The organism is Comamonas sp. 7D-2, from assembly GCF_022749555.1.
In the GTDB taxonomy this organism is placed as follows: domain Bacteria; phylum Pseudomonadota; class Gammaproteobacteria; order Burkholderiales; family Burkholderiaceae_C; genus Comamonas; species Comamonas thiooxydans.
The window spans coordinates 2,845,877-2,865,445 of sequence record NZ_CP094238.1; the positions used below are offsets into that span (position 1 = coordinate 2,845,877).

At 58.5% G+C, this 19,569-nt stretch carries 15 protein-coding genes; 9 read left to right on the plus strand and 6 right to left on the minus strand.

All coding sequences use genetic code 11. The annotated features are described in order from the left end of the window. Positions 1-16: 16 nt before the first annotated feature. The 3 genes from MPZ60_RS13055 to scpA all read right to left on the minus strand — a co-directional run bounded on the left by MPZ60_RS13055 (position 17) and on the right by scpA (position 4,849). Positions 17-1,552: an acyl-CoA carboxylase subunit beta gene (locus MPZ60_RS13055; RefSeq protein WP_003065036.1), complete on the minus strand. Its 1,536-nt coding sequence runs from the start codon at positions 1,550-1,552 to the stop codon at positions 17-19. Positions 1,553-1,632: 80 nt separating this feature from the next. Further along, a complete protein-coding gene (meaB, locus tag MPZ60_RS13060) occupies positions 1,633-2,637 on the minus strand; it encodes a methylmalonyl Co-A mutase-associated GTPase MeaB (protein WP_172415174.1) in 1,005 nt (334 codons plus the stop codon). 37 nt (positions 2,638-2,674) lie between these two features. Then, the gene (gene scpA / locus MPZ60_RS13065) at positions 2,675-4,849 is read right to left on the minus strand and encodes a methylmalonyl-CoA mutase (RefSeq protein WP_034355427.1); all 2,175 of its coding nucleotides are present in this window, start codon (positions 4,847-4,849) and stop codon (positions 2,675-2,677) included. 122 nt (positions 4,850-4,971) lie between these two features. Here scpA and MPZ60_RS13070 point away from each other — a divergent pair, with 122 nt between their 5' ends. The 3 genes from MPZ60_RS13070 (at position 4,972) to MPZ60_RS13080 (ending at position 9,295) form a co-directional block, all read left to right on the plus strand. After that, positions 4,972-5,607 (plus strand): GntR family transcriptional regulator, encoded by a 636-nt coding sequence (locus tag MPZ60_RS13070; RefSeq protein WP_003065031.1) that lies wholly within the window; start codon positions 4,972-4,974, stop codon positions 5,605-5,607. A gap of 120 nt (positions 5,608-5,727) precedes the next feature. Further along, on the plus strand, positions 5,728-7,272 hold the full coding sequence (locus tag MPZ60_RS13075) for an MHYT domain-containing protein (protein WP_034355430.1): 1,545 nt from the start codon (positions 5,728-5,730) through the stop codon (positions 7,270-7,272). A 76-nt stretch (positions 7,273-7,348) separates the two neighbouring features. After that, the gene (locus MPZ60_RS13080) at positions 7,349-9,295 is read left to right on the plus strand and encodes a long-chain fatty acid--CoA ligase (RefSeq protein WP_242881677.1); all 1,947 of its coding nucleotides are present in this window, start codon (positions 7,349-7,351) and stop codon (positions 9,293-9,295) included. A 129-nt stretch (positions 9,296-9,424) separates the two neighbouring features. Here MPZ60_RS13080 and MPZ60_RS13085 read toward each other — a convergent pair whose 3' ends face one another. After that, positions 9,425-10,099 carry an alpha/beta hydrolase gene (locus tag MPZ60_RS13085; protein ID WP_034355583.1) on the minus strand — a complete coding sequence of 225 codons (675 nt, stop codon included), beginning with the start codon at positions 10,097-10,099 and terminating at the stop codon, positions 9,425-9,427. Between the two features lie 378 nt (positions 10,100-10,477). Then, entirely contained in the window at positions 10,478-10,825 is a 348-nt protein-coding gene (locus MPZ60_RS13090) for a hypothetical protein (RefSeq protein ID WP_034385054.1), read from the minus strand. A 113-nt stretch (positions 10,826-10,938) separates the two neighbouring features. On the opposite strand from MPZ60_RS13090, the gene dusA reads away from it, so the two are divergent. The 3 genes from dusA to rsxB all read left to right on the plus strand — a co-directional run bounded on the left by dusA (position 10,939) and on the right by rsxB (position 14,270). After that, positions 10,939-11,973, plus strand: coding sequence for a tRNA dihydrouridine(20/20a) synthase DusA (gene dusA, locus MPZ60_RS13095; RefSeq protein WP_080746099.1), 1,035 nt, complete (start codon positions 10,939-10,941; stop codon positions 11,971-11,973). Positions 11,974-12,143: 170 nt separating this feature from the next. Next, entirely contained in the window at positions 12,144-13,532 is a 1,389-nt protein-coding gene (locus tag MPZ60_RS13100) for a polyhydroxyalkanoate depolymerase (RefSeq protein ID WP_080746100.1), read from the plus strand. Positions 13,533-13,607: 75 nt separating this feature from the next. After that, entirely contained in the window at positions 13,608-14,270 is a 663-nt protein-coding gene (gene rsxB, locus MPZ60_RS13105; RefSeq protein ID WP_172415267.1) for an electron transport complex subunit RsxB, read from the plus strand. An 88-nt stretch (positions 14,271-14,358) separates the two neighbouring features. Here the strand turns inward: rsxB and MPZ60_RS13110 are convergent, their stop codons facing one another. Then, the gene (locus MPZ60_RS13110; RefSeq protein ID WP_034355441.1) at positions 14,359-15,852 is read right to left on the minus strand and encodes a methyl-accepting chemotaxis protein; all 1,494 of its coding nucleotides are present in this window, start codon (positions 15,850-15,852) and stop codon (positions 14,359-14,361) included. 189 nt (positions 15,853-16,041) lie between these two features. Here MPZ60_RS13110 and dapC point away from each other — a divergent pair, with 189 nt between their 5' ends. The 3 genes from dapC (at position 16,042) to MPZ60_RS13125 (ending at position 19,530) form a co-directional block, all read left to right on the plus strand. Further along, entirely contained in the window at positions 16,042-17,247 is a 1,206-nt protein-coding gene (gene dapC, locus MPZ60_RS13115) for a succinyldiaminopimelate transaminase (RefSeq protein ID WP_034355444.1), read from the plus strand. Between the two features lie 81 nt (positions 17,248-17,328). Further along, complete coding sequence (gene dapD / locus MPZ60_RS13120; RefSeq protein WP_003065004.1) at positions 17,329-18,162, plus strand: 2,3,4,5-tetrahydropyridine-2,6-dicarboxylate N-succinyltransferase; 834 nt, start codon at positions 17,329-17,331, stop codon at positions 18,160-18,162. 198 nt (positions 18,163-18,360) lie between these two features. Then, positions 18,361-19,530, plus strand: a complete 1,170-nt coding sequence (locus MPZ60_RS13125) for a PilT/PilU family type 4a pilus ATPase (protein WP_034355447.1) — start codon at positions 18,361-18,363, stop codon at positions 19,528-19,530. Positions 19,531-19,569 lie beyond the last annotated feature (39 nt).

Here is a 19,569-nt window from a genome sequence, read left to right on the forward strand (position 1 = left end):
CTGGTTCTTCTTGTTCTTACAGAGGAATGTTCCCGTGCTTGCGCCAGGGGTTGTCCAGCTGCTTGTTCTTGAGCATCTCCAGCGAGCGGCAGATGCGCTTGCGCGTTTCATGCGGCTGGATCACATCGTCGATAAAGCCACGGGCACCGGCCACAAAGGGGTTGGCAAAGCGTTCCTTGTATTCCGCTTCGCGCGCGGCCAGCTTCACCGGATCGTTCTTGTCTTCGCGGAAGATGATCTCCACCGCGCCCTTGGCACCCATCACGGCGATTTCCGCATGGGGCCAGGCCAGGTTCACGTCGCCACGCAAATGCTTGGAAGCCATCACGTCGTACGCGCCGCCATAGGCCTTGCGGGTGATGACGGTGATCTTCGGCACCGTGGCTTCGGCATACGCGTACAGCAACTTGGCGCCGTGCTTGATGATGCCGCCGTATTCCTGAGAGGTACCGGGCATGAAACCGGGCACGTCGACAAAGGTGACCACGGGGATGTTGAAGGCATCGCAAAAGCGCACAAAGCGCGCCGCCTTGATGGAGGATTTGATGTCCAGGCAGCCAGCCAGCACCAGGGGCTGATTGGCTACGACGCCCACGGTCTGGCCGGCCATGCGGGCAAAACCGATGATGATGTTCTTGGCGTACTCGGGCTGCAGCTCGAAGAAATCGCCATCGTCCACGGTCTTGAGAATCAGCTCCTTCATGTCGTAGGGCTTGTTGGCGTTTTCAGGCACCAGCGTATCCAGCGACATGTCGGCGCGGCCCACGGGGTCTGTGGTTTCGCGCACGGGAGCCTTTTCCTTGTTGTTCAAGGGCAGATAGTTATAGAGGCGACGCAGCATCATCAGTGCTTCCACGTCATTGTCGAAAGCCATGTCGGCCACGCCGCTCTTGGTGGTGTGGGTGATGGCTCCGCCCAGCTCTTCGGCCGTGACTTCCTCGTGAGTCACCGTCTTTACGACTTCGGGCCCGGTCACGAACATATAGGAGCTGTCCTTGACCATGAAGATGAAGTCGGTCATGGCCGGCGAGTACACGGCGCCGCCGGCACTAGGGCCCATGATCATGGAGATCTGGGGCACCACACCCGAGGCCAGCACATTCTTCTGGAATACATCGGCATAACCGCCCAGAGAGGCAACGCCTTCCTGGATACGCGCGCCGCCCGAATCGTTGAGGCCGATGACGGGAGCGCCGACCTTCATGGCCTGGTCCATCACCTTGCAGATCTTCTCTGCATGGGTTTCGGACAGCGCGCCGCCGAACACCGTGAAGTCCTGGCTGAACACAAAGACCAGACGGCCGTTGATCATGCCGTAGCCGGTGACCACGCCGTCGCCCGGGATCTTGGTGTTTTCCATGCCGAAGTCCGTGCAGCGGTGCTCCACGAACATGTCCCACTCTTCAAAAGTGCCGTCGTCCAGCAGCAGCTCGATACGCTCACGCGCCGTCAGCTTGCCTTTCTTATGCTGCGCATCGATGCGCTTTTGTCCCCCACCCAACCGAGCGAGTTCTCGCTTGGCTTCCAGCTGCTTCAGGATATCGTCTTGCATGCTTGTCCTCTAACGTGATTTGGGTTGCTTGTCTCGCAATGGTGATGCTGCGATGCTATGGTAATAAGAGCTGCTAGCGCCTACTGCATTTGGGCTAGAAGCAGATTTCTTGCTGCGGTACTGGCAGCGATACGACCTGCTGCCACATCGTCCTGAAGGACGGGGAGCATGGCCTTGACCTGCGGATGCTGGCGAAACGCCTGCTTGAGGCCGAAGTCGATGCGCTCCCACATCCAGGACAGGGCTTGCTTCTCGCGGCGCAGGGCCAGGCGACCGTTGACGGTCTGCAGCTCTCTGAAGCTGCTGACTGCAGCCCAGAAGCCCTCCACCCCTTGCCCCAGCAAGGCACTGATCTGCAGCACACGCGGCTGCCACAGCGCGCCGGTGTTGGCGTGGTCGGGGTTGCCGTGCATGCCCAGCAGGCGCAGGCTCGATGTGATCTGGGCCTGGGCACGCGTGGCGGCATGGGGGTCGATGTCGGCCTTGTTGATGACCACCAGATCGGCCAGCTCCATCACGCCCTTCTTGATGGCCTGCAGGTCGTCACCCGCATTGGGCAGCTGCAGCACGCAGAACATGTCCGTCATGCCGTGCACGGCGATCTCGCTCTGACCCACGCCCACGGTCTCGACGATGACCACGTCGTAACCGGCGGCTTCGCAGACCAGCATGGCCTCGCGCGTCTTTTCGGCCACACCGCCCAGCGTGCCGCTGCTGGGGCTGGGGCGGATATAGGCCTCCAGCCGCATGGACAGTTGCTCCATGCGGGTCTTGTCGCCGAGGATGGAGCCGCCTGAGACTGTGCTGGACGGATCGATCGCAAGCACGGCCACACGCAGACCCTTCTCTATCAGGTACAGGCCCAGGGCTTCGATGAAGGTGGATTTGCCGACGCCCGGCACGCCGCTAATGCCAAGGCGAAACGCCTTGCCCGTATGCGGCAGCAGAGCGGTGAGCAGGCCGTCTGCCTGTTCACGGTGGTCGGCCCGGGAGGATTCAAGCAAGGTAATGGCCTTGGCCATGGCCCGGCGCTGCACGGCAGGGTTGCCGCGCAGGATACCGTCTTGCATTTGCTCAGGGGTCACGTCGCGATCGCCTTTGCTATCGATGCTTGCCGGCCGATCAGAGACCGTTGGCCTTCTTGATCTGCTCCAGCACATCCTTGGCGCTGGCAGGAATGGGAGTGCCGGGTCCGTATACGCCCTTGACGCCCGCGTTGTAGAGGAAATCATAGTCCTGAGCAGGAATCACACCGCCCACGAAGACGATGATGTCGTCCGCACCCTGCTTCTTGAGCTCGGCAATGATGGCCGGCACCAAAGTCTTGTGCCCGGCGGCCAGAGTGGAGACACCCACAGCGTGCACATCGTTCTCGATGGCCTGGCGAGCGCATTCTTCGGGGGTCTGGAACAAAGGCCCCATGTCCACGTCGAAACCCAGGTCGGCAAAGGCGGTGGCGACCACCTTGGCTCCACGGTCATGGCCATCCTGACCCAGCTTGGCGATCATCACTCGGGGGCGCCGGCCCATGGCCTGCGAAGCGGTGTTGATTTCTTCCTTGAGCTTGTCCCAGCCTTCGGCGGAGTCATAAGCGGCAGCGTACACACCGGTCACCTTCTGGGTATCGGCGCGGTGGCGGCCAAACGCCTTTTCCATCGCGTCGGAAACTTCACCTACCGTGGCACGCAGACGCACGGCCTTGATGGACAGGTCCAGCAGATTGCCCTCGCCGGACTCTGCCGCTGTCGTGATGGCAGCAAGCGCAGCTTCGACCAGGGCTGCATCGCGCTTAGCCTTGATATTCTTGAGCCGCGCAATTTGGCTGTCACGCACCTTGACATTGTCCACTTCCAGAATGTCGACCGGGTCTTCCTTGGCCAGCTTGTACTTGTTGACGCCGACGATGACTTCCTTGCCCGAGTCGATACGCGCCTGCTTCTCGGCGGCGGCAGCCTCGATCTTGAGCTTGGCCCAGCCGCTATCCACCGCGGCAGTCATGCCGCCCATGGCATCGACCTCTTCAATGATGGCCCAGGCCTTGTCGGCCATTTCCTGGGTCAGTTTTTCCATCATGTAGGAGCCGGCCCAGGGGTCGATCACATTGGTGATATGGGTCTCTTCCTGAATGATCAGCTGTGTGTTGCGGGCAATACGGGCAGAGAACTCCGTGGGCAGGGCGATGGCCTCGTCCAGCGCATTGGTGTGCAGGGACTGGGTGCCGCCGAACACGGCCGCCATGGCTTCGATAGTGGTGCGCACCACGTTGTTGTAGGGGTCCTGTTCGGTCAGCGACCAACCCGAAGTCTGGCTATGGGTGCGCAGCATCAGGCTCTTGGGGTTCTTGGCGTCAAAGCCTTTCATGATGCGGCACCACAGCAGGCGCGCAGCACGCATCTTGGCCACTTCCAGGTAGAAATTCATGCCCACGGCCCAGAAGAAGGACAGACGGCCCGCAAAAGCGTCCACGTCCATGCCCTTGGCAATGGCTGTCTTCACATATTCCTTGCCGTCGGCCAACGTGAAAGCCATTTCCAGCGCCTGGTTGGCACCGGCTTCCTGCATGTGGTAGCCCGAGATCGAGATCGAGTTGAACTTTGGCATGTTCTGGCTCGTGTACTCGATGATGTCGCCAATGATCTTCATCGACGGCTTGGGCGGATAGATATAGGTGTTGCGCACCATGAACTCTTTCAGAATATCGTTCTGAATCGTTCCCGCGAGCTGGTCCTGCGAGACGCCCTGCTCTTCGGCGGCTACCACATAGCCGGCCAGCACGGGCAGCACGGCGCCGTTCATGGTCATGGAAACGGACACCTTGTCCAGAGGGATCTCGTTGAAGAGGATCTTCATGTCCTCGACGGAGTCAATCGCCACACCGGCCTTGCCCACATCCCCCGTCACGCGTGGATGGTCAGAGTCGTAGCCACGGTGCGTAGCCAGGTCAAAAGCGACGGAAACGCCTTGACCGCCGGCAGCCAGGGCCTTGCGATAGAAGGCGTTGGATTCTTCGGCGGTGGAGAATCCCGCGTACTGGCGAATGGTCCAGGGCCGGCCTGCATACATGGTGGCCTGGGGGCCGCGGATATAAGGGGCGAATCCCGGCAGCGTGTTGGTAAAGGGCAGATCGGCAGTGTCTTCAGCCGTATACAGCGGCTTGACGGTGATGCCGTCCGGCGTGACCCAGTTCAGGTTGTTGATGTCGCCACCGGGGGCTGCCTTGTTGGCGGCCTTGTTCCAGGCTTGCAGATCAGCGGGTGCAAATTCTTGTGGGTCCTGTGCCGGATTCTCTTGGCTCATGTTGTCTCTCGTATGCGGTGCGCGCAGTGAAGTTTGGAATTGCGGTGAACTACCTAGGTGCGCCTAGTGTACATGATTCATAATTATGAATTCAAAATACTTGCAGCATATAATCTCGCGTAATGACAAGCAAAACACTTACTCCTCTTGCGCTATATGAGCAGGTCGCCGAGCAGTTGCGTCAACGCATCTTCCGGCGAGAGCTTGAGCCCGGAGCCTGGATCGACGAACTCAAGATTGCCGAGGAATACGGCATCAGCCGCACCCCCCTGCGCGAGGCACTGAAAGTACTGGCCGCTGAAGGCCTGGTGACCATGAAACTGCGCCGAGGCGCTTACGTGACCGAGGTATCGCGCAAGGACATCTCCGACGTCTATCGATTGCTGAGTCTGCTGGAGGCAGATGCTGCGGCCGAGGTTGCCGGCAAGGCCACGGACGAGCAATTGCAGCGTCTGCAGCAGACCCACGAGGAGTTGAAGCGGAACACAGCCGACGCCGAGCGGTTCTTCGCGCTCAACGAAAGCTTTCACATGCAGATTCTCGATATTGCCGATAACCGCTGGCGTAACCAACTGGTGGCCGATTTGCGCAAGGTCATGAAGCTGAACCGTCACAAATCACTGTTCAAACAAGGCCGTATTGAAGATTCCTTGGCAGAGCACGAAGCCATCATGCAAGCACTGCTGAAGCGCGATCCGAAAATTGCCATGAGCGCAGTGCAGCAGCATTTCTCAAATGGACTCGACGCTGCGATCTAAAAGATCCATGTTCGATCCGCTCTAGTATTTATCCTATAAATTTGAAATATTGGATTACCCACTTCATGCGATGCTTGTCAGGTAACTGAATGTGCGTTCAGTGTTACAGGACCATGATTCATGCTGGCGCAATTTTTCTGGAGCCCGTCTGCCGACGCTCACGTGCTAAAGGGTGAATATGACCCCTTCCTTGTGACCTTATCGCTGGCAGTTTGTTGGATTGCCTCTGGTCAAGCTTTGCGCCATGCTGCTTTTGCCAGACTGGCCACATCAAGGCAGTTGCGCAACTGGTCCATTGTGAGCGGGTCGCTGGCACTGGGCATAGGCATCTGGGCCATGCATTTCATCGGCATGCTCGCTTATTCGATGCATGCTGCAGTTCAGTATGATTTGCCGGTCACCGTCTTCTCGATCATTCCAGGTATCGCGGCATCAGCAGTGGCCCTTGCCTTGCTGGCTCACAATGAACTCAATCTCAGGCAATTGGCATTAGGCGGCTTGACGGTTGGTATCGGCATTGCTGCAATGCATTACAGCGGCATGGCAGCAATGCGCATGCCTGCCACGCACCAGTACTCACCACTCTGGTTTGCCATTTCTCTCATTGTTGGCGTAGCGCTGGCCACCTTGGCGCTCTGGATTCGTTTCGGGCTGGCACGCTTCAACCTCAAACAAGACCACTGGCGCAAAACGCTGGCAGCCATCATCATGGGCGCCGCGATCTCAGGCATGCATTACACAGCCATGCTGGCGCTGCGAGTCACGGCCGAGCATGAAACGCATGACGCGGCATCATCGAACGATCGTTTGATTCTGGCGCTGACCATTGCCGTTATTACTCTGCTATTTGGCGGACTGATCGCACAGGCCAATGCCTTGATTCAGTACCGCAGTCGCTGGCAGAAAGTGGATATGAATGAAGCTCGACTGCAAGCTTTGGTGAATATGGCAGCAGATGGAATTATCTGCATCGATAATCGGGGATGCGTAACGGATTACAACCCTGCAGCTGAGGTCATATTCGGCTGGAGCCCAGATGAAGTATTGGGCCAGAACGTGAAAATGCTCATGCCCGCAGCGCTGTTCAACCAGCATGATCATTATCTGGAACAGCATGAAGCCGGCCAGCGAAACAACGCGCCACCTCTGAAGAACAAGATTTCAGAGGTGCTCGGCCAGCACAAGGACGGTACGCTGATTCCCATGCGCCTGGCCTTGAGCCAGGCCGAGGCTCGGGGTCAGCGCATGTATGTAGGCCTTCTGACCGATCTCTCAGACCGCAAGCGAACCGAACGGCAACTACATATAGCTGCCACGGTATTCAATCATTCCTTCGAAGGCATGGTGGTCCTTGATGCGAACCGGAAAATTGTAGATATCAATCCGGCCTTTGCGCGTATCAGCGGCTTGAACCGCCAGGGAGCGAAGAACAAGGAGTTCTCCAGTCTTTTCATCCACGACGATGACAACACGGCAGTCCAGTGGTCGCAGATCTGGACCGAAATCGGTAAAAAAGGGCACTGGCAAGGCCTGCGTGTCATGCACCATGACAGGAACCGACATCAGATTTCCCTGACGGCAGTGCGCGACGAGCAGCATCGCCTGCACCATTACATCGCCGTCTGCTATCAAAGCATCGATATCCCGCTTGGAGCCACGATCTGAGCCCTATACCAGCCTGGATGTCTCTGGCGCTATCATTCGCGTAGCGGGAAATTGCCCGCTTCCTGAAGGCAAGCGCATGAACCAAGCAAGTGAAACTGATGTACTGGGTCTCCAAGCAGAGAAACAGCATTTGACTATCGAGCAAGTGCAAACCTTGCCAGAGCTTCTGGCCATGCGGGTTCGCTGCACGCCATCAGGCGAGGCTTACCGAGAGTTCGATGAAAGCACAAATGCCTGGAAAAGCCTGAGCTGGGCCGAAACAGCCGAACGTGTCGCTCTGTGGAGCCACGCCTTATGTGCCTCGAATCTTCCTCCAGGCGCAAGGGTTGCAATCTTGCTGCCCAATGGTTTTGATGCAATGACCATCGACCAGGCCTGTCTGCGCTGTGGTTACGTGCCAGTTCCTCTGCATGCCATCGACAATGCTGGCAGCATTGCCTACATCCTGGCCGACTCGGGTGCTTCCTTGCTGGTCGTGGCCGACGCCAAGGCCTGGCAGAGAATTTGTGCTACAGGTCAGGACCTGCCGGGACTCCAGGCCGTTATTCACGCACAGCAAGGCCGTCCAATCGATTCATCGAATGCCTACGCCGTACCTGTCGAGCAAGCAGAGCAGGACTCAGTCAAGGCCTTGCAGCGTAAGCCGGTCATTGTTTTGTCTGCCTGGCTTCAGGCTGGTCAGCAGCATACCTCTGCCCTCCCCCTGCCACCAAAGAAAACGGAGCTGGCGGGCATTGTCTACACCTCCGGTACGACGGGAAAGCCCAAGGGCGTCATGCTCACTCACGACAACGTGGTCAGTGATTTACACGCGGTGATGCAGCGTGTGAAGGCCTTCCCTGAGGACGCCTTTCTCTCGTTCCTGCCGCTCTCTCACACTTTCGAGCGAACTACAGGCTACTACCTGGCTGTTGCTACCGGTTCCTGCGTCGCCTACGCACGCTCTGTTGCACAACTCGCACAGGATATGAAACAGGTCAAGCCGACCGTACTGATCTCGGTGCCTCGCATCTATGAACGTGTTTATGCCAAGATTCAGGAGTCGCTTGCTTCCAGCCCTTTCAAGCACAAGCTGTTCGACGCTGCAGTCAACAAAGGCTGGAAGAGCTTCTGCGCTCATCAAGGCATGCCCTTGGGCGAGCAACTGGAAGCCAAGGCGAGCTGGGCTTCTGCCTTGCCCGGCTGGCTTTTGCGCAAACTTGTCGCCCAGCCCCTACTTGCGCAGTTTGGAGGCCGGCTTCGCGTGGCTGTGAGTGGCGGAGCTCCACTATCTCCGACAATTGCGCGCACTTTTCTAGGTCTGGGCCTGCCCATGGTGCAAGGCTATGGCATGACCGAAACCTCTCCTGTCGTCAGCGCCAACGGGCTCGACGATAACTGGCCCGATACCGTTGGCCGCGTACTGCCGGGAATTGAGGTTCGAATTGGCGAGGATCAGGAGTTGCAGGTGTCTGGCCCGGTAGTGATGCGCGGTTATTGGAACCGTCCGGAAGACACTGCCAAAGCCTTTACTGCCGACGGATGGCTGAGAACCGGCGACCAAGCTTCAATCGAAAATGGCCGTATCCGAATTAAAGGTCGCATCAAGGAAATCATTGTTACATCGACGGGTGAGAAAGTGCCTCCCAATGATGTGGAACAGGCCATCCTCGTCGATCCCCTGTTTGAGCAAGTGTTTGTCGTTGGCGAGGATCGTCCGTTCATCGCCTGTATTGCGGTTGTGAGTCAAGTGGAGTGGGAAATCCTTTCCAGGAGTATTGGCCTAAACCCGAATGATGGATCCAGTCTGCAGCATGCAGCGGCAGAGAGAGAAGCGCTTACCCGAATCGAAAAGCAGACACGCAGCTTTGCCCGTTATGCAGTGCCCAGAGCCATCTACCTGGTCAGGGATAGTTGGAACATTGACAACGGCCTGATGACCCCTACCCTCAAGCTCAAGCGAAAGAACCTGATGGCTCACTACAAAGACGCTATCGAGCAGATATACGTCAAACCCATTGACAGCTGGAAGACAAAGGCTTAGCAATTGATCGAGATAGGGTTTAAGGAGCTCTTGAGAAATTCATGTAAGTTACATTAAATACCTCTATCAATCTCACGCACGGCCAAGATGGCTTGCAATCAATTTCTGATTCTGTTACTAACTTCATATTCACCGACCTTCTCTCTTCTTCAGCCATTCGATGACGATGTCTGACACCGGCTTCTCATAGCCACGGTAATCATGCTTTGCTCCGGAAACCTCCACTTGCGTAAAGTTCTCGGAAACGAGGGACTTGCGAAAAGACGCTGCTCTCGCATCCATTTCGTTGTCACCGTACACATCGACAACTGGAAGCTTCACTTTTCGCAGATTTAGATTGGTGTTAACAGGTTCCTTGCCTCCCGCAGTCAATCCGACCCCGATGAAACCTACAATCGGCGCAGTGGGATTGTTTGCCAGGAAGCCAGTTGCCATACGCCCACCCATGCTGTGCCCCATCAAGTAGATGCGCTCCACTCCTTTCTGCATTTTCAGATATTCAATTGCAGATTGAATTCGCTGATAGGCCTCCGGAAACGAGGCGGCAAGCTCGGGCGAATCAGGCGAGTCTGCGCCAGGATCCGGCATCCGCAAAGAGAAGGTGTGAAAGCCTAAGTCTTTGTGAATAGCACGCCTCAATGGCCCGACTACGTTACCGTCTGGAGAGTTCCCTCTGCCGTGAGCCAGGACAACTCCCACCTTGGAGTCCTTTCCGTCAAGATACTCACCTTGAGGCATCTGCGCCGTAACCGGCATCGCCAAGACGCAGCTGAAAACCCATATGAGTGATTTGAGCACTGACATCACAGGTACTCCCTTGGTAAGAGTTAGCTCTGGCGTGACGGACTTGCGCTTCAATAGCGCTAACTTGAGAGAATTGAACCCGCTACACATACTCTTGGAAGTCATCAATAGAGGCTCACTACTGTCCTCCAAAAGCCAGCTTACATGACCGCCAGGAGTCTTCTACAGCTCTTGAACTGAGCAGCTCTCGATAAATCAATCGATATTCATAGACCGCTTGATCTGCACCTGCAGGCTAAGCTGCTCTAATTCGTCGTCTCACCTTGCAAGATCACCTCTCAAACGGCAAATGATCTACAGCCTCTGCAGCTCCTGCACCAGCTTGTGCCTGCCATAGCGTGCCACGCGCCCAGGCAGGCCCGGTGCAACCAGACAATGTCATTGAGTACCTTGGCCAAGCCTGTCCCCTCTTCGGTGCGCTAACCAGGCCTTCTGTAAGCACGTGATGTCGGCCGTCTTGGACCGCCCCCATGCCACGATGCCTTTTGCATCGCTGACATAATCCTGCAGTATCTGCTTGAGGGTGACGAGACCTTGAACAGGCAGGCCTGTCGCTTGGGCCTCCTCGATTTCTGCTTCACGTCTCCGCAACCATTCCTGGGCAAGAGCGCGCCGGGTGAACGTCTTGGACTCGGAAAGAGTCAGTTCTCCGCCTTCCTTCAGACGGATCTGAGCCCGGAACGATACGACACCCTTGGCACTCTTTCGTTGGGTGATGGTTCCCATCAGTGCTCCATGAAATTCGTGGTGCACCAATGTAGCATTCAGCGTCAAAAAACCCGGCAAAACGGGGTAAAACAGGGTCAATTTTCAGTGCACCACAAGGCACTTTTCATAGTATGAGCACCGAACAAATCGTTAAAAAACAACTAGATAGCAGCATGTGGCGTATGTCGGTGGCCCCTATGATGGACTGGACAGACAAGCATTGCCGCTATTTCCACCGCCTGCTCAGCCAGCACACCCTGCTCTACACCGAAATGGTGACAACCGGAGCTCTGGTGCATGGCGATGTGGCTCGTCATCTGCGGTTTGAGGCCGAAGAGCACCCCGTGGCATTGCAATTGGGTGGCTCGGAGCCAGCAGATCTGGCGCACAGTGCACGCCTGGGCGAGCAATGGGGCTATGACGAGATCAATCTCAACTGCGGCTGCCCTAGTGAACGCGTGCAGCGCGGCGCTTTCGGTGCCTGTCTGATGAACGAGGCCGCACTGGTAGCCGATTGCGTAAAGGCCATGGCCGATGTGGTGTCCGTTCCCGTCACTGTCAAGCACCGAATCGGCATCGACAAGATCGAAAGCTACGATTTTGTGCGCGACTTCGTCGGCACCGTTGCCGATGCAGGCTGCCAGGTGTTTGTGGTTCATGCTCGCAACGCCTGGCTCAAAGGCCTCTCCCCCAAGGAAAACCGTGAAATACCGCCGCTGCGCTACGAAGTCGTGGCACAACTCAAGCGTGACTTTCCGGGCCTGACCATCGCGGTCAACGGCGGCATCAAGACCGACGACATAGTGCAGCAGCAGTTGCAGCAGGTCGATGGCGTCATGGTGGGCCGCGAGGCCTACCACAATCCCTGGTGGATGGCGTCCTGGGATGCTCTTTACTATCAGGATGAGAGCAGAGAGCGTACGCGCGAACAGATCGAAGAGCAGATGGTGTTGTATATGGAACGCGAAGCACGCGAGCATGGCACGCACTGGTATTCGATTGCCCGGCATATGCTGGGGCTGCGCAACGGCCTCGCCGGTGCGCGCCGCTGGCGCCAGGTCTGGAGCGATCACCGCCTCAAGACCCTGCCTGCGCACGAGGTCATGAAGCTGGCCCGCACCAAGCCGAACGAGATCCAGCCGGAACCCACAGAGCAGATGCTTTGACGCTGCATGAAAAAGCTGGCTTCGGTCAGCTTTTTTACTTTCAAGCGCGGTCAAGTCCGGCATGCGTTGCGCAATCCCCGCAGTTGCGCGGTTTGAAGGGAATTCACTACTTCGCATGTCAAACTCTGCTGTTATATTGCACTGCAACATAACCCGCAGAAGTGCGTCCCATGCTCTATCAGATCTACGAAATGCAGCGCGCAATGGTTGAGCCCTTTGCAGACTTTGCCCAGGCCGCCTCCAAGTTCTACAACAACCCCCACTCGGTCTTCAGCCAGGTACCACTGGCCCAGCGCATGGCAGCGGGCTTCAACCTCATGTACCGCTTGGGCAAGGACTACGAAAAGCCCGAATTCGATCTGCATAACGTCGAAGTCAACGGCGTGGATGTCACTATCCGCGAGCGGGTGGAGGTCGACAAGCCGTTTTGTGAGCTGCGCCGCTTCAAGCGCTTTTCCGACGATCCAGAAACACTGGAGCTCATGCTCAGCCAGCCTGTGGTGCTGATCGTTGCACCGCTCTCGGGCCACTATGCCACCTTGCTGCGCGACACCGTGCAAAGCATGCTCGGAGGCCACAAGGTCTATATCACCGACTGGAAGAATGCCCGCACCGTGCCGCTGTCCGAGGGCGAGTTCCATCTGGACGACTATGTGAACTATGTGCAGGAATTCATTCGCTATCTGCAAGGGCGCTATGGTCAGTGTCATGTAGTCAGCGTCTGCCAGCCCACGGTGCCCGTGCTGGCGGCCGTCTCGCTGATGGCCAGCCGTGGCGAGGTGACGCCGCTGTCCATGACCATGATGGGCGGCCCCATCGATGCACGCCGCTCGCCGACAGCCGTCAACAACCTGGCCGAAACCCGCAGCTATGAATGGTTCGAGAACAACGTCATCTACGAAGTGCCGAACAATTACCCTGGTGCCGGCCGCCGCGTCTACCCCGGCTTTTTGCAGTACTCTGGCTTTGTGGCCATGAATCCCGACCGCCACGCCAACAGCCATTACGACTATTTCAAGGACCTGATCAAGGGTGATGAGGCCAGCGCCGAGCACCACCGCAAGTTCTATGACGAATACAACGCTGTGCTGGACATGGATGCCGACTACTATCTTGAGACCATCGCCACAGTGTTTCAGGAGTACAAGCTGGTCAAGGGCACCTGGGAAATCAAAAACGAGCAGGGCCAGCCCGAGCTGGTGCGTCCTCAGGACATCCGACACACAGCCTTGCTGACCGTGGAAGGCGAGCTCGACGATATCTCTGGCGCAGGCCAGACCCGCGCCGCCCATGATCTGTGTGCCGGCATCGCTGCCGAGGCGCGCCAGCATATCGAAGTCCAAGGTGCAGGCCATTACGGCATCTTCAGCGGTAGCCGCTGGCGCAAGACCGTCTACCCGCAGGTGCGCGACTTCATCCTGTCCCACCAGCCCGCGAGCGCGACAGCCGCCAGCGTCGCAGGCCATCTGAGCAGCGTCAGTGACGACGGAGTAGAGCTGGAAAGCAACGAGGCCCATGCAGACAAGTCTGCCAAGGCTGTAAAAAACAGGTCAAAATAGCGCCCCAGCCCTGAAAGGACGCGACTCCCACCGCGCCAGGGCGTAAAGGCTCGCCAGACCAGAATGAACTCATCCATGTCCGTAGCCTCTTCGCTTCAAGCACTGGCTGCGAACATCGATGCAGCCCTGCCCCAGACACAGTGCACGCGCTGCGGCTATCCCGACTGCGCGTCCTATGCCGAGGCCATTGCCAGCGGAGAAGCCGCCATCAATCAATGCCCGCCCGGCGGCCAGGAAGGTGTGCGCCGTCTGGCGACCATCACTGGCAGGCCGGAGTTGCCGCTCAACGCCGAAAACGGCCTGGAAGCACCGCGCACCCTGGCTGTGATAGACGAAGCCTGGTGCATAGGCTGCACTTTGTGCATCAAGGCCTGCCCTACCGATGCCATTCTGGGTGCCAACAAGCGAATGCATACCGTGATTGCCGAGCATTGCACGGGCTGCGAGCTGTGCATTCCCGTCTGTCCGGTCGATTGCATAGAGCTGATCAATGCCAGCGGCGAGGCCACGGGCTGGTCAGCCTGGAGCGCAGCCCAGGCCGAACATGCCCGTAACCGCTATGGTGTGCATCGGCAGCGCACGGGCCGCAAGGCCAATGCGCCGGTGCGCACCACGGCACAAACCGCAGCTGAACAAGCTGGCGCTCAAGCCGACACACCGTCAGCGCCCGCCACAGACAAAAAAGCCACGCTTGCCGCCATTCTGGCCAAGGCCAAAGCCCAGCGCGCAGGAGCCTGATACCCAATCAGCCTCTGGCGCTTGAAAAAAAGCCTGTGCTCTCAATGCCGCAACAAATCAGTGGCGACAAGTGCCCATCAGGCTTTCATTAGGCACTGACCAGGCTCTTGTAGACGCCGCAGCCCCAGTACAGGCCTGCATGCTTGCAGACATAGGACATCTTGGTCTGCACCTGCTGGTTGCTGGGATTGATGTAGTCGTATTCAACCCAGCCCGGACGAAGCTCGGCCTGGGCCATGATGTCGGCCATCAGACTATCTCCGTCGATGCCGGGCACATCCTGAACGCGCAGCCCCACTTTGGCCGGATTGCCGCCAAAGGCCCGGTACTCCCCCTCAGAAGACAAGGCAAACACATACATGTCGCGGTCGTGGAATGGCTGCGCAGGATCGGTCACGGTCTGCAGCAGGCTGGCAACACTGGACGAGCTTTTGGCTTGCCGCATGGTCGCATTCACCAGGGCCACCGCCTCCTCGGCTGTCCCCTGCTGCAGCCTGAAGCGCGACACCGCATCCGACAGATGCCGGGCGCGCAGCTGTAACTCCTGCGCCTGCTGCAGCGCCTGACCTACCATCTGGGCGTTGTGCTGGGTGATTTCGTCGATCTGACGCACGGCATTGCTGATTTCCTGAAGACCCGAGCTCTGGCTGCTGGCCGTGTCCGCAAGCGTCCCCATATGGGCAACCACATCGTGAATGGCCCGCGTCACGCCCTGGATCTCCTCGCCTGCACTGCGTAGCTGCTGCGTGCTCTGGGTGACCTGCTGCACGGTCTCGCCGATCAACTGCCGAATCTCCTTGGCCGCTTCGGCACTGCGCTGGGCCAGCGTCCGCACCTCACTGGCCACCACGGCAAAGCCACGCCCCTGTTCACCGGCTCTGGCAGCCTCCACCGCAGCGTTCAAGGCAAGAATATTGGTCTGGAAGGCAATGCCGTCAATCACGCCAATGATTTCCCGCATGCGCCCGGCATTGCGCTCTATCAGCTCCACCGACTGCACCGCATGCTGCATGGCTTGGGCGCCCTGATCGGCAGCGGCGCACACGCCGTCAGCGCGGGAATGTGCTGCCTTGCTCACTTCCGCATTGTGCTCAACCGCAGAGGTGAGCTGCTCGACACTGACCACCGTCTGCGCGAGATTGCTCGCCTGCATCTCGGTTCGTTCAGACAAGGCCTGATGGTCCTTGACCATGCCCTGTCCAGCCTGGGCAACCAGGGCCGCGTTGCTGCGAACATCGGCCACCATTGCCGACAGCGCATGTACCATGGACTTGGTAAGGCTTGATGCGGAAAGTCCTTGTTGCGGCTCTCCGGCAACGCCAAGACTCAGGTCTCCATGAGCGACTCTTTCCAGCGCCAGCTGCATGTCCTGCCACTGCTGCTGCCAGCTCTTGTGAAGAGCACCGACCCACAACAGCACTCCCATGATCCACAGCAGCAACCAGCCCAGCTGCCATGTTCCGCTCAGGCCCAGCAAGGGCAAAACAGGCCCAGCCAGCAGCCATGGCAGCCCCGACCACAGCAGTCCGGAATTCCTCATTCGTACGCGGTTTTTTTTGTCGGGCAAGATGCGCTTTTGCATTGCCTGTCTCCATTCGTTTTTTGTGGTCGACTTCGTTTGCTGAGCTTGCAGCCTGCTCACGGTAGCCCTTTGCTCTGTCATCCAGCTTACGTAACAAATTGCAATTTACGGTGCCTGCAAACCCGCAAAATCGAAACCATGAGCACTGTTTTCTCATGCGAAAATGGCATCAGCCCATAATGTGTCACTATGAATCCCCTGCTCTCGCGCTTACAGCCTTATCCGTTTGAACGCCTTCGCCAACTGTTTGCCTCTGCCCAGCCGCCCGAGGGCCTGCGCCCCATCAGCCTGGGCATCGGAGAGCCGCGCCATGCCACGCCGGCGTTCATTGAAAAAGCACTGAGCAGCGAACTCCAGGGCCTGTCCGTTTACCCCGCCACAGCCGGTCTGCCGGCGCTGCGCCAGGCCTGCGCGCAATGGGCCAACCGGCGCTACGGCATAGAGCTTGATGCAGCGACCCAGGTTCTGCCCGTCAATGGCTCGCGTGAAGCCCTGTTTGCCTTTACCCAGGTGGTGGTGGACAGCACCCGAGCTGGTGCGCGCGTCATCTGCCCCAATCCCTTCTATCAAATCTACGAAGGTGCGACGCTGCTGGCCGGGGCCACCCCCTATTACGCCGCCAGCGATGCCGCGCGCAACTTCGCCGTGAACTGGGATGCCGTGCCCGAGGAGGTATGGCAGAACACGCAGATGATTTTTGTCTGCTCTCCCGGCAACCCCACGGGCGCCGTGATGCCGCTGGGCGAATGGGAGAAGCTGTTCGCCCTGTCCGACAAGCATGGCTTTGTGATTGCCAGCGACGAGTGCTACAGCGAGATCTACTTCCAGGAGGAAGCTCCGCTGGGCGGCCTGGAAGCGGCACAAAAGCTCGGTCGCCATGATTTCAAGAATCTGGTGATGTTCACCAGCCTGTCCAAACGCAGCAATGTGCCCGGACTGCGCAGCGGCTTTGTGGCAGGCGATGCGGCCCTGCTCAAGTCCTTCCTGCTCTACCGCACCTATCACGGCGGCGCCATGAGCCCCGTGGTGCAGACGGCATCGATTGCCGCCTGGGGCGACGAGGCCCATGTGCAGGAAAATCGCCGTCTCTACCGCGAGAAGTTTGCCCAGGTCACACCCGTGCTGTCCAGGGTCATGGATGTGAAGCTGCCCGATGCCAGCTTCTACCTCTGGGCTGGCATTCCGCCGCAATTGGGCATGGATGATGCACAATTCGCCAAGGAACTGTATATTCATACAGGTGTGACAGTTTTGCCGGGAAGCTATCTGGCACGTGAGGCCCATGGCTTCAACCCCGGAGCCAACCGCATTCGCATGGCTCTGGTGGCCGAGACGGCAGAATGCCTGGAAGCAGCTCAGCGCATTGCCCGGTTCATCGAGTCGCGCATACGCTGATTTCCACCCCAGCGCCTGCCCGGTGCAGGCCTTTATGACTTAACGATTCACCTCAACTTTCGATCCTTGACCGAAAACATCATGACGCAACAACTGCAATCCATCATCGACAACGCCTGGGACAACCGTGCCACTATTTCGCCTTCCGCCGCCCCCAAGGAAGTGGTGGATGCCGTGGAGCACGTGATTGCCGAACTCAATGACGGCAAGCTGCGCGTGGCCAGCCGCGAAGGCGTGGGCCAGTGGACCGTGCACCAGTGGATCAAGAAGGCCGTGCTGCTGTCCTTCCGTCTCAAGGACAATGCCCTGATCAACGGCGGCGCCCTGAACTTCTTCGACAAGGTGCCCACCAAGTTCGAAGGCATGAGCGAAGCCGAGATCGCCGCCACCGGCGTGCGCGTGGTACCTCCTGCCGTGGCCCGTCGCGGCTCCTTCATCGCCAAGGGCGCGATCCTGATGCCTTCCTATGTGAACATCGGCGCCTATGTGGACGAAGGCACCATGGTCGACACCTGGGCCACCGTGGGCTCCTGCGCTCAAGTAGGCAAGAACGTGCACCTGTCGGGCGGCGTGGGCCTGGGCGGCGTGCTCGAGCCCCTGCAAGCCAACCCCACCATCATTGAAGACAACTGCTTCATCGGCGCCCGCTCCGAAGTCGTAGAAGGCGTGATCGTGGAAGAGAATTCCGTTCTGGGCATGGGCGTATACATCGGCCAGTCCACCCCTCTGTTCAACCGCGAAACCGGCGAAATCACCTACGGTCGCGTGCCCAGCGGCTCGGTGGTGGTCAGCGGCAACATCCCCAAGCAGACCAAGGATGGCAAGGACTACTCCATGTATGCCGCCATCATCGTCAAGCGCGTGGATGCACAGACCCGCTCCAAGACCAGCATCAACGACCTGCTGCGCGACTGATGGGCGCCTGGCCACGCTTGCTCTGCCTTGATGCAGACACCGCCATGGCCGCCCCCGCTCACAAGCCTGCCCGCTCCCGAGCGTGCAGGCTTTTTTCATGCGGGAAATCAGCTTTGCGCATCAAGCGCGACCTGCACCGAGTTGACACACGCTAACATGCGTGCACAGAGAGGCTGAGCGAAAAAGGATGAAGAAAAAATGAGCACCATGGAAAAAATTCTGCGTCTGATGTCCGAAAAAAAGGCTTCGGACGTCTATCTCTCCGCCCGTGCGCCGGCGCTGATCAAGATCAACGGTATCTGCATCCCCATCAACAATCAGGAGTTGCCCGTCGAAGCTCCGCTGGCCTTGCTCTCCGAAGTCGTCAAGCCGGAAGCCATAGAGGAGCTCAAACAGACGGGCGAGCTGAACATGGCCATTCCCATGAGCGGCATAGGACGTTTTCGTATCAGCGCCATGCGCCAGCGTGGCTCCTACGCAGTTGTCGTGCGCTTCATCTCGCAGCAGGTGCCCTCGCGCGACAGCCTGAACCTGCCGTCCATTGTCAGCGAACTGGTCATGGAAAAGCGCGGCCTGGTGCTTGTCGTTGGCGCCACGGGCTCGGGCAAGAGCACGACACTGGCGACCATGATCGACGAGCGCAACGACACGCTCACTGGCCATATCCTCACGGTGGAAGATCCCATCGAATACCAGTTTCGCAACAAGAAATCCATCGTCAACCAGCGTGAGGTCGGCACCGATACCAGTACTCTCGCAACCGCACTCAAGAATGCGCTGCGTCAGGCACCCGATGTGATTCTGATCGGCGAAATCCGCGACCGCGAGACCATGTCGGCCGCACTGGCCTATGCCCAGTCCGGCCATCTGTGCCTGGCAACCCTGCATGCCAACAACAGCTATCACACGCTCAATCGCATCCTGTCCTTCTTCCCCGAGGAGGTACGCCCCAGCATGCTGGGCGAGCTGGCCGCCTCGCTCAAGGCCGTGATCTCTCAGCGCCTGGTCCGTACCGTTACCGGCACCCGCGTGCCGGCCGTGGAAGTCATGCTCAATACCAAGCTCATCAGCGACATGATCGTCAAGGGCGACTTCGGTGGCGTGAAGGAGGCCATGGAAAAATCCATGGCCGAAGGCTCGCAGACCTTCGAGGACGCACTGGCAGCCCTGGTGCGCAGTGGCACAATTGAGCGCAGTGAAGCGCTGGCCTATGCCGACTCGCCCACCAATCTGATGTGGCGCATGGATAATGACGTCAGCCACGCGGCCACTGCTGCCAACGCCCCGGCCGTCACCGATGTGACTCTGCCCGGCGATGACGATATGCCGTCCTTCACGGAAATCACCCTGGATGTCAGAACCGCCTGAAGCCGCCAGCCAAGGCGGCATAGGCATTGTTTTAGTTTG